At 74.5% G+C, this 13,219-nt stretch carries 12 protein-coding genes; 4 read left to right on the forward strand and 8 right to left on the reverse strand.

The features are described 5' to 3' along the window. Positions 1–147 precede the first annotated feature (147 nt). Together rpmB and P9841_RS04690 are read left to right on the forward strand one after the other, a co-directional pair. Complete coding sequence (gene rpmB, locus P9841_RS04685; protein ID WP_146839379.1) at positions 148–339, forward strand: 50S ribosomal protein L28; 192 nt, start codon at positions 148–150, stop codon at positions 337–339. 115 nt (positions 340–454) lie between these two features. Continuing rightward, entirely contained in the window at positions 455–973 is a 519-nt protein-coding gene (locus tag P9841_RS04690) for a GNAT family N-acetyltransferase (RefSeq protein ID WP_283320918.1), read from the forward strand. A gap of 63 nt (positions 974–1,036) precedes the next feature. Here P9841_RS04690 and P9841_RS04695 read toward each other — a convergent pair whose 3' ends face one another. Then, a complete protein-coding gene (locus P9841_RS04695) occupies positions 1,037–2,062 on the reverse strand; it encodes a thiamine-phosphate kinase (protein ID WP_283320919.1) in 1,026 nt (341 codons plus the stop codon). 42 nt (positions 2,063–2,104) lie between these two features. Here P9841_RS04695 and P9841_RS04700 point away from each other — a divergent pair, with 42 nt between their 5' ends. Further along, positions 2,105–2,707, forward strand: a complete 603-nt coding sequence (locus P9841_RS04700; protein WP_283320920.1) for a DUF3515 family protein — start codon at positions 2,105–2,107, stop codon at positions 2,705–2,707. Positions 2,708–2,711: 4 nt separating this feature from the next. Here the strand turns inward: P9841_RS04700 and P9841_RS04705 are convergent, their stop codons facing one another. Beyond that, positions 2,712–3,845 carry a D-alanine--D-alanine ligase family protein gene (locus P9841_RS04705; protein WP_283320921.1) on the reverse strand — a complete coding sequence of 378 codons (1,134 nt, stop codon included), beginning with the start codon at positions 3,843–3,845 and terminating at the stop codon, positions 2,712–2,714. A 69-nt stretch (positions 3,846–3,914) separates the two neighbouring features. Here P9841_RS04705 and P9841_RS04710 point away from each other — a divergent pair, with 69 nt between their 5' ends. Beyond that, a complete protein-coding gene (locus tag P9841_RS04710) occupies positions 3,915–5,078 on the forward strand; it encodes a trans-sulfuration enzyme family protein (RefSeq protein ID WP_283320922.1) in 1,164 nt (387 codons plus the stop codon). A 110-nt stretch (positions 5,079–5,188) separates the two neighbouring features. Here the strand turns inward: P9841_RS04710 and P9841_RS04715 are convergent, their stop codons facing one another. The 6 genes from P9841_RS04715 to P9841_RS04740 form a co-directional block, all read right to left on the reverse strand. Continuing rightward, entirely contained in the window at positions 5,189–7,528 is a 2,340-nt protein-coding gene (locus tag P9841_RS04715; protein WP_283320923.1) for an exo-beta-d-1,3/1,6-glucosidase, read from the reverse strand. Continuing rightward, positions 7,525–8,583: an ABC transporter permease gene (locus P9841_RS04720; protein ID WP_502848477.1), complete on the reverse strand. Its 1,059-nt coding sequence runs from the start codon at positions 8,581–8,583 to the stop codon at positions 7,525–7,527. The genes P9841_RS04715 and P9841_RS04720 overlap by 4 nt, the downstream gene beginning before the upstream one ends. 3 nt (positions 8,584–8,586) lie before the next feature. Beyond that, a complete protein-coding gene (locus tag P9841_RS04725) occupies positions 8,587–9,570 on the reverse strand; it encodes an ABC transporter permease (protein WP_283320924.1) in 984 nt (327 codons plus the stop codon). Positions 9,571–9,575: 5 nt separating this feature from the next. Then, positions 9,576–10,388, reverse strand: a complete 813-nt coding sequence (locus P9841_RS04730; protein ID WP_283320925.1) for an ABC transporter ATP-binding protein — start codon at positions 10,386–10,388, stop codon at positions 9,576–9,578. Then, positions 10,385–11,242 carry an ABC transporter ATP-binding protein gene (locus P9841_RS04735; RefSeq protein WP_283320926.1) on the reverse strand — a complete coding sequence of 286 codons (858 nt, stop codon included), beginning with the start codon at positions 11,240–11,242 and terminating at the stop codon, positions 10,385–10,387. The genes P9841_RS04730 and P9841_RS04735 overlap by 4 nt, the downstream gene beginning before the upstream one ends. Before the next feature lie 110 nt (positions 11,243–11,352). Next, positions 11,353–13,023, reverse strand: coding sequence for an ABC transporter substrate-binding protein (locus P9841_RS04740; RefSeq protein ID WP_283320927.1), 1,671 nt, complete (start codon positions 13,021–13,023; stop codon positions 11,353–11,355). Positions 13,024–13,219: the final 196 nt, after the last annotated feature.

Below are 13,219 nucleotides of genomic sequence, written 5' to 3' on the forward strand. Positions count from 1 at the left end.
GTCTTGTCCGGTTGCCTGGCCTCTGCCGGGCACGGGTGCGCCCCCCGGCCGGTCCTCGGACCGCTGGTGCGGGCCCGCCGACCCACCAGGACTTGCCGCCCGGGGCACCCCCCGAGCGGCGTGCAATGACCGGATCAGGAGAAGACCGTGGCTGCCAACTGCGACGTCTGCGCCAAGGGCCCGAGCTTCGGGCACAGCATCTCGCACTCGCACGTGCGCACGAAGCGTCGCTGGAACCCGAACATCCAGCGTGTGCGCGTCGTCGTGGCGGGCACCCCGAAGCGGATGAACGTCTGCACCTCGTGCCTCAAGGCCGGCAAGGTGCAGCGCGCCGTCTGAGCGCACCAGGCTCGACGAGGGCCCGCGCGGAGCGATCCGCGCGGGCCCTCGTGCTGCCCGGGGACGTCACGACGGACGGCCCCCGGCGCGCCGGACCGTGTGGCACGCTGGTCGCATGAGCGAGCAGCGTCGCGAGCACTCGGTCCGTCCCGCGGAGCCCGCCGACGCCGCGGGCATCGCGCGGGTGCACGTCGAGACGTGGCGCCACGCGTACGCGGGCATGGTGCCGGGCTCCTACCTGGCGTCGCTCGACGTCGACAGCCGCACCGAGGCCTGGCAGCGGTACCTCGCGCCCGGGAGCCGCGTCCGCGCGTGGGTCGCGACGGTGGACGACGAGGTGGTCGGCTTCATCTCGCTGGGCCCGTCGCAGGACGAGGACGCCGAGCGGGGCACGCTGCAGGTCTACGCGATCTACCTCGAACCGGGCCTGTGGGGCTCGGGCGCCGCCCGCGAGCTGCTGCGGACCGCGCTCGCCGACGTGCCCCCGCGCACGGCCGTGACGCTGTGGGTGTTCGCGGAGAACGAGCGCGCCCGGCACTTCTACCGGCGGCACGGGTTCCAGCCGGACGGCACCGAGCGCACCGAGGAGCTGGGCGGGACGGACCTGCTGGAGGTCCGGTACCGCCGGCGCTGACCCTCGCCCGGCGCCGACCCCCTCGGCCGGCGCGGACCTCCCCGGGTCCGGCCCGCCGGCCCGTCAGCGGTGGAAGTGCTCCCAGCCGGGCACGGCGTGCGGCGGCCGGCCGGCGACGAGGACGGTGCCGGCGGGAGCACCCGCGTCGGGCTCCCGGACACGGCCGACCACCCGGAAGCCCGCCGGCACCGCGCCGGGCGGGAACGACGCGAGCAGCCCGTGGTCCTCCCCGCCGCCGAGCGCCCACGCGACAGGGTCGGCCCCGAGCGCCGCGGCCGCGCCCCGGAGCGCCGCCAGGTCGTCCGCCAGCGCGCTCCGCGGGTCGTCGAGGTCGAGCACGACCCGGCTCGCCGCGGCGATCCGGGCGGCGTCGCGCAGCAGCCCGTCGGAGACGTCGAGCATCGCGGTGGCACCCGCGCGCGCGGCCTCGGGGCCGGCGGCGAGCGGCGGCTGCGGGCGTCGGTAGACCCGCACCGCGTCGGGCCCCGCCTCCGGGCGCCCGGCGTCCAGCAGCGCGAGCCCCGCGGCGGACCTGCCGACCGTGCCCGCGAGCGCGAGCACGTCGCCGGGCCGCGCACCCGAGCGCAGCACCGGCTCACGGCCACCCAGGTCCCCGTGCACGGTGACCGCGACGACCACGGCGCCGCCGCCCGACAGGTCGCCGCCGACGACGCCCGCGCCGACCGTGCGGCAGGCCTCGCCGAGCCCGCGCGCGAGCCCCTCGACCCACGCCACCGGCAGGTCCCCCGGTGCGACGAGGGACACGACGAGCGCCGTGGGACGCGCGCCCATCGCGGCGACGTCGGCCAGGTTCTGCATCGCCGCCCGCCAGCCGACGTCCTCGCCGCTCGACCACCCGAGCCGGAAGTGCCGGTCCTCCACCAGGACGTCCGTGGAGACCACGAACCGGCCGTCGGGCGCCCCCAGCACGGCGGCGTCGTCGCCCGGGCCGAGCAGGGTGCGGTCACCCGCGGGCAGGTGCGGGAAGATCCGGGCCAGCAGGTCGTCCTCGGACACGTCGGCGACCACCGGGGCGCGGCCGCCGTCCCCCGGGGTCACAGCGGCGTCGGGGGCTGCGGCGTCGGTCACGCCCGTCACGGTAGCGCCCGCCGGCCGGGTTACCGTGACGGGGTGACCGCCCGCACCACGTCCGCGCCCGCCGGCCCGCACCCCGCGGGCTCCCGCTCCGGCACGGCGCCGCGGCACCGCGCGGCGGCCCGGGCGGGGGTGGTCGCGGCCGTCGCCCTCGCCGGGGCCGCGCTGGCGGGGTGCGCACCGCAGGTCGGCGTCACCGTCGCCCCGCACGCGACGGACCCCGCCTGCGCCCGCGTCGTGCTCACGCTGCCCGACTCGCTGGGCGACGGCCTGGACGAGGTCCGCACCACCAGCCAGGCGACCGCGGCGTGGGGCGACCCGTCCGACCCGGTGACGCTGCGCTGCGGCGTGGAGGTGCCCGGCCCGACCACCGAGCAGTGCGTGACGATGGAGACCGCGAGCGGGCCGGGCATCGACTGGCTCGTGCGCGCCGAGGCGGAGGCGGCGGACGGCGCGAACGCGCCCGCGGACCCCGCCGAGAACCCGGGCTCGTCCGACTGGACCTTCGTGACCTACGGGCGCGACCCCGCGGTGGAGGTCCACGTGCCGGCCGCCGTCGTGGCGGAGCGGTCGACGTCGTTCCTCGACGCCCTCAGCCCGGCGATCGCGCAGGTCGAGGCGACGCGCTCCTGCGTCTGACCGCTCAGCGCAGCCCGGTGGGGCGCTCGAGCGCCAGCCGCAGCAGCTCGTCCAGCAGGTCGGGGTAGGACAGGCCGCTCTGCTGCCACATGCGCGGGTACATCGAGAACGGCGTGAACCCCGGCATGGTGTTGATCTCGTTCACCACCACGTCGCCGTCGGGCGTGACGAACACGTCGACGCGGGCCAGGCCCTCGCCGTCCACCGCCTCGAACGTGCGGACGGCGACGTCCTGCACCCGCGCGATCACGTCCGCCGGCAGGTCGGCGGGGCAGGACAGCTCGACGGCGGCCTCGTCGAGGTACTTCGCCTCGAAGTCGTAGAACCCGTGGCGGTCGTCGGTGACGACGATCTCGCCCGGCAGCGACGCGCGCGGTCGGGAGCCGCCGCGGCCCCCGAGCACGGCGCACTCGATCTCGCGCCCGACGATCGCGGCCTCGACGACGACCTTCGGGTCGTGCCGCTGCGCCTCCGCGACGGCGGCGGGCAGGTCGGCCAGGTCGGTCACGCGGGTGATGCCGATGCTGGAGCCGGCGCGGGCGGGCTTGACGAACAGCGGCAGCCCGAGCGCCTCGACGCGCGCCCGCACGCCGTCGCGGTCGGTGGCCAGGTCGTCGCCCCGCAGCGTGACGTAGGGGCCCACGGGCAGGCCCGCGCCCGCGAGCACGACCTTCATGAAGTGCTTGTCCATGCCGACCGCCGACGCGAGGACGCCGGCGCCGACGTAGCGCACGTCCGCGAGCTCGAGCATGCCCTGGAGCGTGCCGTCCTCGCCGAACGGCCCGTGCAGCAGCGGGAGCACCACGTCGACGGCGCCCAGGGCGGCCGCGGGCACGCCCGGCTCGATGACCTGGAGCTCGCGCGACCCGGCCTCCTGCGGCAGCAGCACCTGCTCCGGCGCCGCCTCGACCTCCGGCAGCCGCCCGTCGACGATCGCCCACCGGTCCGGGTCGTCGGCGACGCGCACCCAGCGGCCCTGCGGGGTGATGCCGATGGGCAGCACGTCGTACCGGTCGCGGTCGATCGCACGCAGCACGGCGCCGGCGGTGGCGCACGAGATCGCGTGCTCGCTGGAGCGCCCGCCGAACAGGACGAGGACGCGCGGACGGGCGGACGGGGACTGCTCGGTGCTGGACATCGCCCGCGAGCCTAGTCGCAGCGTGGGACGCGCGAGGGCGGCACGCGGTCGCGGCGTACCCTGCGCTGCGTGACGCACCCCGACCCCACCGCCCTCGCCCGCGAGACGCTCGCCGTGACCGCCGGACGCCCGCCGCGCGCCCAGGGCGCCCCGGTCAACCCGCCCGTCGTGCTGTCCTCGACGTACGTGTCGCAGGGCGTGCCGCAGCCGGGCGAGCTGATGTACGCGCGCGGCGACACCGAGACGTGGGGGCCGTTCGAGCAGACGCTCGGCGCGCTGGAGGGCTCGACCCACCCGGCGCTCGTGTACGGCTCCGGCATGGCGGCGATCGCCGCGGCGCTCTCGCTGGTCCCGCACGGCGGGCGCCTGGTGCTGCCGCGGCACGCCTACCAGGTGACGCTGGGGTACGCGCGCGACCTCGCCGAGCGCTCGGACGTCGAGGTGGACCACGTCGACGTCGCGGACACCGCGGCGGTCGTCGCGGCCCTCGACCCGTCCACCTCCCCCACGGGCAGGCCGACGTCGCTGCTGTGGGTCGAGTCCCCCACGAACCCGATGCTCGAGGTGGCGGACCTCCCGGCCCTGGTCGCGGCCGGCCACGCCGCCGGCGCGCTGGTCGCGGTCGACAACACGTTCGCGACGCCGCTCGTGCAGCGGCCGCTCGAGCACGGGGCCGACGTCGTCGTGCACTCCGTGACGAAGTACCTCGCGGGCCACAGCGACGTCGTGCTCGGCGCGGTGCTCACGGACGACGCGGCGCTGCGGGAGCGGCTGCACACCTACCGGACGGTGCACGGCGCGATCGCCGGCCCGTTCGAGGTGTACCTGGCGCTGCGCGGCGTCCGGACGCTCGCGCTGCGGGTCGAGCGCTCGCAGCGCACCGCGCTCGACCTCGCGCACCGCCTCGCCGCCCACCCCGGCGTCGTCGAGGTGCGCCACCCGGGCCTGCCGGGCGACCCGGGCCACGCCCGCGCGACCGCGCAGATGGCCGGCTACGGCTCGATCATCGGGCTGCGCCCGGCGGGCGGCGCGGCCGGGGCGGACGCGGTCGTCGAGCGGCTGCGGCTGTGGGTGCCGGCCACCAGCCTCGGCGGGGTGGAGTCCAGCATCGAGCGCCGCCGCCGGTTCGCGACGGAGTCCCCCACGGTCCCGGAGGACCTGCTCCGCCTCTCGGTCGGCATCGAGGACGTCGAGGACCTCTGGCGCGACCTCGCCCAGGCGCTCCCCTCCTGACCCTCCCGCCCGGTCCTCCTGTGCGACCTGCGGACCTGCGAGGTCGTCACGTCCGGCCGAGGTCGTCAGCCCGGCCTGACGACCTCGGCTCGAGCTGACGACCTCGCGCGTCAGCGGATCGTGAACGGGGCGCGCAGGAGCGCGGCGTCGCGGGAGCTCGGGCCGACCAGGAGGTCGAACTCGCCGGGCTCGATGACGCGGCGGCCGGCGGCGTCGACGATCGTGCAGTCCGCGACCGGCACCTCCAGCGCGACGCGCACCGACTCGCCGGGGGCGACGTCGACCTGCCGGAACGCCTTGAGCTCCTTGTCGGCCCACGAGACCGACGTCACGCGGTCCGAGACGTAGACCTGCACGGTCTCCCGCACGGGCCGCGCGCCGGTGTTGCGGACCGTGATCTCGGCCCGGACCACGTCGCCGGCGCCCAGGTCGGTGGCCGCGAGCGCGAGGTCGGCGTACTCGACGGTGGAGTACGTGAGGCCCTCCCCGAACGCGAACGCCGGCCGCTGGGTGAGGTCGGCGTAGCGGTCGCCGTGCTGGCCGCGGATCTGGTTGTAGTACGTCGGCTGCTGGCCGACGTGCCGCGCGAACGACACGGGCAGGCGGCCGGACGGCTCGGCGAGCCCGAGCAGCAGCTCCGCGAGCGCCCGGCCGCCCTGCATGCCGGGGTTCGCGGCCCACACGAGGGCGTCCGCGCCGAGCGCCGACTCGGGCAGCACCAGCGGCTTCGAGGCCAGCAGCACCACGACGAGCGGCGTCCCGGTCGCGGCGAGGGCGTCGAGCAGGGCGACCTGCCCGCCGACGAGCTCGAGGGTCGCGGTGGAGCGCCCCTCCCCGACCAGCTCGATGCGGTCCCCCACGACGGCGACCACGTAGTCCGCGTCGCGCGCCGCCGCGACCGCCTCGGCGATCATCGCCTCGTCCGGCTCGGCGGGCACGACGACCGGCGGGCGCGGCTGCCCGTCGGGGAACGTCGCCCCCTCCGGGTCGGGCTCCAGCGTGAGGATCTCCGCACCGCGGGCGTGGTCGACCACCCAGCCCTCGGGCGCGGCGGCCCGCAGCCCGTCCAGCACCGTCGTGATCATGTCGCGCGGCTGGCCGTCGGGCAGCCAGTCGGCCTGGCCGGACGAGCCCGCCCAGTCGCCGAGCTGCGTCTGCGCGTCGTCGGCGAGCGGCCCGACGACGGCGATCCGCCGGCTGCCGGCGCCCGTCGGAGCCACCGAACGGACCGCGGCGGCGCCGCCCGGCGGGACGGGCGCTCCGGGCGCCGCAGCGGTCCCGGGCGTGCAGCCGCCGGCCAGCGGCAGCACGGCGCCCTCGTTGCGCAGCAGCACCAGCGAGCGCCTCGCGACCTCGAGGTTGAGCGCGGCGTGGTCGGCGCGGCCGATGACGGCGGCCTGGGTGGCCGGGTCGGGGCGGCGCGGGTCCTCGAACAGCCCGAGCCGGAACTTCAGCGTGAGGATGCGGGCGACCGCGGGCTCGAGGTCCGCCTCCGTCAGCAGGCCCCGCTCGATCGCCTCCAGCGCGCCCTCGAAGAACCGCGGCGTCGTCATGACCATGTCGTTGCCGGCCTTCACCGCGGCGGCGGCGGCGTGCGCGTAGTCGGGCTGCACCTTCTGCTCCCAGACCATGCGCCCGACGTTGTCCCAGTCGGTGACGAGCGTGCCGGTGTAGCCCCACTCGCCGCGCAGCACCTCGTTGAGCAGCCAGTCGTTGACGGTGATCGGCACGCCGTCGGTGGTCTGGTAGCCGAGCATGAACGTCGCGCAGCCCTCCCGGGCCACCCGCTCGAACGGGGGCAGGAACCACGACCGCAGCTTGCGCCGCGAGATGTCCGCCTCGGAGGCGTCCCGGCCGCCCTGCGTCTCGGAGTACCCGGCGAAGTGCTTCGCGGTGGCGAGGATCGCGGTCGGGTCGGCCAGGCCGTCACCCTGGTAGCCGCGGACCATCGCGGAGGCGAGCTCCCCGATGAGGTGCGGGTCCTCGCCGAACGTCTCGTCGACGCGGCCCCAGCGCAGGTCGCGGGTGATGCAGAGCACCGGGCTGAACGTCCAGTGCACGCCGGTGGGGGCGACCTCCCGCGCGGTGGCCCGGGCGACCTGCTCGACCAGCGCCGGGTCCCAGCTCGCGGCCATCCCGAGCTGCGTGGGGAAGATCGTCGCCCCCACCCAGAACGAGTGCCCGTGGATGCAGTCCTCGCCGACCAGCAGCGGGATGCGCAGCCGCGTGGAGTCGACGAGCTCGTGCGCGAGCGCCAGCCGCTCCGGCGAGGCGTGCAGCAGCGACCCGGCGAGCCGCCGCAGCACGTGGTCGGCCACGTCGTCGCGGGCGTCGAGCTGCAGCATCTGCCCGACCTTCTCCTCGACGGTCATGCGGTCCAGCAGGTCCCGGACCCGGTCGGCCACGGGCAGGGCGGCGTCGAGGTAGGCGGCGGTGGTGGTCTCGGTCACGAGGGGTCCTTCTGCTCGGAGTGCTGCCGCGGGTGCGGCGGGTGGTGCGGGGCGGGGCGCACGGCGGTGACGCCGCTGGTGGGGCGCAGGCCGCGCTTGCGCATCGCGCGGGCCCGCTCCCCGGCGGACCGCAGCCGCGGGTTCACGTACTCGTCGATGCCGAAGTTGATGAGCGACAGCGCCATGCCGAGCAGCGCGATGCACAGCCCGGCCGGCACGTACCACCACCAGAAGTCGGGGAACGCGCCGTTCTGCTGCGCCCAGTACAGGATCGTGCCCCAGTTGAGGTTCGTGATGGGGATGACCCCGATGAACGCCAGCGTCGTGAGGCCCAGCACCGCGGCGGTCACGGTCCCGACGAACGACGAGGCGATGATCGCCGTCAGGTTCGGGAGCATCTCGACCGCGATGATGCGGTGGAGCGGCTCGCCGTTGGCCCGCGCGGCCTGCACGAAGTCCCGGTTGCGCAGCGACATCGTCTGCGCGCGCAGCACGCGCCCGCCCCACGCCCAGCCGGTGATGGCGAGCACCGCGGAGATGAGCAGCAGGCTCGGGTTGTCGTACTGGGAGGCCACGATGATCATCAGCGGCAGGCCGGGCAGCACGAGGAACACGTTGGTCAGCGCGGACAGCGACTCGCTGCGCCACCCGGCGACGTAGCCGGCGGTCACGCCCACGGCCACCGCGACGAGGGTCGCGATGACGCCGGCGCTGAACCCGACGACGAGCACGCCGCGGGTGCCCAGGACGATCTGGCTGAAGACGTCCTCGCCCATGTGCGTGGTGCCGAGCCAGTGCTGGGCGGACGGCGGCTGCCGGAGCGCGTCGAAGTCCTTGTCGAGCGGGCCGTACGGGGCGATGAGGTCACCGAAGACGGCCAGCAGGACGAAGAACCCGAGGATCGCGAGCCCGGTCAGGGACTTGCCGTTGCGGAACATCGCGAACGCCCGCCCGAGCCGCGCCGCGGCGCCCGTGCCGCGGGACGCCGGTCCGGCCGGCCCGGGGGCGACGGGGACCGCGGCCTCCTCGGTGGCGGTGGTGGTGGGGAACGTCATGGCTCAGCCCTCCGTCTGGCGGGTGCGCGGGTCGAGGACGGCGTACGCGACGTCCGCCAGGATGTTCGCGACCAGCACGGTCAGCGTGATGACGAGGAACAGCCCCTGCATGAGCGGGTAGTCCTTCGCGGTCGTGGCGTCGAGCAGCAGCTTGCCCACGCCGGGGTAGGAGAACACCAGCTCCATGACGAGCGTGCCGCCGACGATGAACCCGAGCGACAGCGCGAACGACGACAGCTGCGGGAGCACCGCGTTGCGGGCGGCGTAGTTCACCATCACGCGCCGCGGGGACAGGCCCTTGGCCTCGGCGACCGTCACGTAGTCCTCGTCGAGGACGGTGACCATCATGTTGCGCATCCCGAGGATCCAGCCGCCCAGCGACGCGAGCACGATCGTCAGCGCCGGCAGGGTGCCGTGCTGGACCACCTGCCCGACGAAGTCGAACGTGAGGGCGGGGGTGCTGCCCTTGTCGTAGGCGTGCGACGCGGGGAACCAGCCGAGCGTGGTGGAGAACACCGCGATGGCGATGAGGCCCATCCAGAAGTACGGCACGGTCGAGAAGAACGTGGCGACGGGGACGAGGGCGTCCGCGCGGCTGCCGCGGCGCCACCCGATCCACGACCCCAGCCCGGTGCCGAGGAAGAAGCTCAGGACGGTGGCGATGCCCACCAGCCCGACGGTCCACGGCAGGGCGGTCGCGATGACGTCGGTGACGGGCGCGAGCCCCTTGGAGAACGACCGGCCGAGGTCCCCGCGCAGCAGCAGCCCCCAGTAGTCGGCGTACTGCTGCAGCAGCGACTTCCCGTCGTCGAGCCCGAACAGCGTCCGCAGCGAGTCGGCGGCGTCCGGGCTGATGCGGCCCTGGTTCTTCTGGAGGTAGGCCGAGACGGGGTCGCCCTTCATCATGCGGGGCAGGAAGAAGTTGATGGTGATGGCCGCCCATGCCGTGAACAGGTAGAACACGGCGCGGCGCACGGCGAATCTCACGGCGGTCAGCTCCTGGCAGTCGACGTCGCCGGGCCGGCGAAGTGCGTGTCCGGGTCGGGCGAGGCGTCCCGCAGCGCGCGGGTGTAGGGGTGCTGCGGGCGCAGGATCACGTCGTCCGCGGGGCCGCTCTCCACGACGACGCCGTGGTGCAGGACCATGATCTCGTCGCTGAAGTGCCGGGCCGTGGCGAGGTCGTGCGTGATGTAGAGGACGCCGAGGTCCGACTCGCGCTGCAGCTCGGCCAGCAGGTTGAGCACGCCGAGCCGGATCGACACGTCGAGCATCGACACCGGCTCGTCGGCGACGAGCAGCGACGGCCGGGACGCCAGCGCGCGGGCGATGGCGACGCGCTGGCGCTGGCCGCCCGACAGCTCGTGCGGGCGGCGGTCGACGACGGCGGGCGGGTCCAGGTGGACGCGCTCGAGCAGCCGCACCACCTCCGCGTCCACCTCGTCGGGCGGGACCACGCGGTCCAGCCGCAGGGGGCGCTCCACGTGGTGGCGGATGGTGTGGTACGGGTTCAGCGAGGCGAACGGGTCCTGGAACACCATCCGCACCTGCTGCCGGTAGCGGCGCAGCGCCCGGCCCCGGCGCGGGATCGGGGCGCCGTCCAGCAGCACCTCGCCGCTGGTCTCCCGCTCGAGCTGCGTGATGATCTTGGCGATCGTGGACTTGCCGCTGCCGCTCTGCCCGACCAGGGCGATCGTCTGCCCGGACGTGAGCGTGAACGACACGTCGTCGAGCGCGAGCATGTCCCCCGCCCCCCGGACGCGGTAGCGCTTGGTGACGCCGCGGAGCTCCAGCGTGCTGGTGGTCATCGTGCGGCCTCCTCGGCGCTGCCCGTCCGCACGAAGTCCCCGCGCTCGCCGGTCAGGCTCGGGAACGACCCGAGCAGCCGCTGCGTGTAGGGGTGCTGCGCGTGGCGGTAGATGTTCTCGGCGGTGTCGAGCTCGACGATGCGGCCCTCGCGCATGACGGCGATCCGGTCGCTGATCTCGAGCAGCAGCGGCAGGTCGTGCGTGATGAACACGACCGAGAACCCGAGCTCGCGGCGCAGGTCCGAGATCTGCTGCAGGATCTCGCGCTGCACGAGCACGTCGAGGGCGGTGGTCGGCTCGTCCATGATCATGAGCTGCGGCCGCAGGGCGAGCGCCATCGCGATCATGACGCGCTGGCGCATGCCGCCGGAGAGCTCGTGCGGGAAGGACCGCAGCCGCTCGCGGCCGACGCCGACCATGTCGAGCAGGTCCCCGCACTCGCGGCGGCGCTCGGCCTTCGGCATCGCGGGCCGGTGGGTGCGGAACACGTCGTCGAGCTGCTTGCCGATCGCCACGACGGGGTTGAGCGCGTTCATCGCGCCCTGGAACACCATCGAGGCCTTGTCCCACCGGAACGCCCGCATCTCGGCGTCGCTGAGCGCCCCGAGGTCGATGTCCGCCCCGGAGGCGTCGTGGAACGTCGCCGAGCCACCCGCGATCACCGCGGGCGCCTTCAGCAGGCGCTGCACGCCGTACGCCAGCGTGGTCTTGCCGCACCCGGACTCGCCCGCGAGGCCGAGGATCTCGCCCCGGCGGACGCTGAGCGACACCTCCCGGACCGCCTCCACCGGCGGGTCCACGTCGTACACGACGCTGAAGTCCGACACCGTCAGCACGTCGTTGGTCGTCGTCACTGAACCTTCCCGTCTTCCCGCGGACCCGTGGCCCGCCCGTCTGCCCGGCACGGCTGCGGCCGGCCGGCGGCGGGGACGAGGTCCCGTCGCCGGCCGGCCGCAGCGGCGCGTCAGCTCGCCGGCTCCAGGCTGGTGAGGATCAGCGCGGCGGTGGGCTGCGTCGGGTCGGGGTTGGCGTACGGGTCGTCCTCGCCCGGCCAGCCGACGTAGCTGCGCGTGTTGTACTCGCCGATGAACGGGCGGGTGCCGATCGGCAGCGCGGGCACCTGCTCGACGAAGATCTCCTGGACCTCCGCCAGGGCCTCGGCGCGCGCGGCGTCGTCCGTCGCGGTGGCGTAGGTGTCGAGCGCGGCCGTGGCCTCCGGGCTGTCGAACCGCCCGAAGTTGTAGTCCGCGGCCTCGCCGAGCGGCTTCAGCCACCGGCCGTCCATGATGTCGCTGTACAGGTCGTACGGCGTGGCGCCGGTGTCGGTCCAGTGCAGGATCGCCTGGAAGTCGCCCTCGGACTTCATGGCCCACCAGGTGTCGGCGTCCGGGGTGTCGACCGTGGCCTCGACGCCCAGCTCCTTGGCCGAGTCGGCGATCAGCGAGATGCCGGTGACGTAGTCGCTCCAGCCCTGCGGGACGCTCAGCTCGAACGTGACGGGCTCGCCGTCGGGGTCGACGAGAGCGTCGCCGTCCCAGGTGTAGCCGGCGTCCGTGAGGATCTCCTTCGCGCCGTCGACGTCGACGCCGTACGTCTCGCCGGCGAAGTCGTCGGCGATGAACGGGTCGCCCGCGGGGGTGGGCAGGCCGGTCACCGAGGTGAGCTCCGGCACGCCGCCCTCCCGCGCGATCGCCTGGTGCTTGGTGCGGTCGACGACGAGGTTCATCGCCTGGCGGAACGCGACGTCGCTGAACGGCTTGGTCTGCGTGTTGACGAACATCGCGTCGATGCCGAGGCCCGCGGCCGCCCAGTAGACGTTCGCGTCGTCCTTGTCGAGGTACGCGGACTGCACGTTGGGGATGAACGCCTGCGCCCAGTCGGCCTCGCCGTTGGCCAGCGCCGTGGTGAGCGCGGTGTTGTCGTTGTACGACACGTAGTAGAGCGTCGGCGCGGCCAGCTCCCCGCCCCAGTAGTCGTCCCGCGCGGTGAGCTCGACGCTCTGCGAGGAGAACTGCGACAGCACGTAGGGGCCGGTGCCGACGGGCTCGAGGTTCGGGTCCGTGGCCGGGTCGGCGACGTCCTCCCAGATGTGCTTCGGGACGATGAGCTTGTGCAGGACCTTGTCCTGCTTGGCGAACATCGACGCGGCGAAGGAGATCGTGACGGTGTCCCCGTCGAGCGCGACGTCCTCGATGCCGAGCGCCGCGTTGTCGAGCTCCGGCTTGTCCTTGAGCAGCGTGAACGTGTACGCGATGTCGTCGGCGGTGAAGTCCTCGCCGTCGTTCCAGGTGACGCCGTCGCGGGCCACGAGCGTGACCGCGGTGTAGTCGTCGTTCCAGGTGATCTCCTGGGCGAGCCACGGCGTGACGTCGTCGCTGGGGTCGATGAGGTTGACGAACCCCAGCGGCTCCAGGATCGCGTTGATGTAGCCGAGCTTCATGCCCGAGGCGTCGCCGACCCACGGGTTGTTCGACTCGGTGGCGATGGCGCCGTCCGGCTTGGCGATGGTCAGCGGGGCCCCGGTGCCGCCGGTGCTGCTGCCCTCGTCGCCCGCCCCGCCCGACCCGCCGGAGCAGGCCGTCAGTGCCAGGGCGGCGGCCACGCCGAGCGCGACCGCCGGGTACTTCACCCTCATGGTTTCTCCTTCGAAACGGCGCCGGGACGCAGCCGGCGTCTGAGGTCACGCCGCGTCCTCGCGGTCGTGCTGCGCGGAACGTTACTACACTGTCAGTAAGTGTCCGCCAGGCCCCGGAGATCACGAGTTGGTCACGGCAGGCGGGTCCCGGTCGGCAGCAGCCCCGGCCGCTACGATCGGCGCGCGACCACGCCGG

The organism is Cellulomonas sp. ES6, from assembly GCF_030053835.1.
GTDB lineage: Bacteria > Actinomycetota > Actinomycetes > Actinomycetales > Cellulomonadaceae > Cellulomonas.

Excerpts from the sequence above, each read along its gene's own strand:
- P9841_RS04705 (WP_283320921.1), bottom strand. The coding sequence starts at position 3,845 with ATGTCCAGCACCGAGCAGTCCCCGTCCGCCCGTCCGCGCGTCCTCGTC.
- P9841_RS04690 (WP_283320918.1), top strand. The coding sequence starts at position 455 with ATGAGCGAGCAGCGTCGCGAGCACTCGGTCCGTCCCGCGGAGCCCGCC.
- P9841_RS04740 (WP_283320927.1), bottom strand. The coding sequence starts at position 13,023 with ATGAGGGTGAAGTACCCGGCGGTCGCGCTCGGCGTGGCCGCCGCCCTG.
- P9841_RS04730 (WP_283320925.1), bottom strand. The coding sequence starts at position 10,388 with ATGACCACCAGCACGCTGGAGCTCCGCGGCGTCACCAAGCGCTACCGC.
- P9841_RS04720 (WP_502848477.1), bottom strand. The coding sequence starts at position 8,583 with ATGACGTTCCCCACCACCACCGCCACCGAGGAGGCCGCGGTCCCCGTC.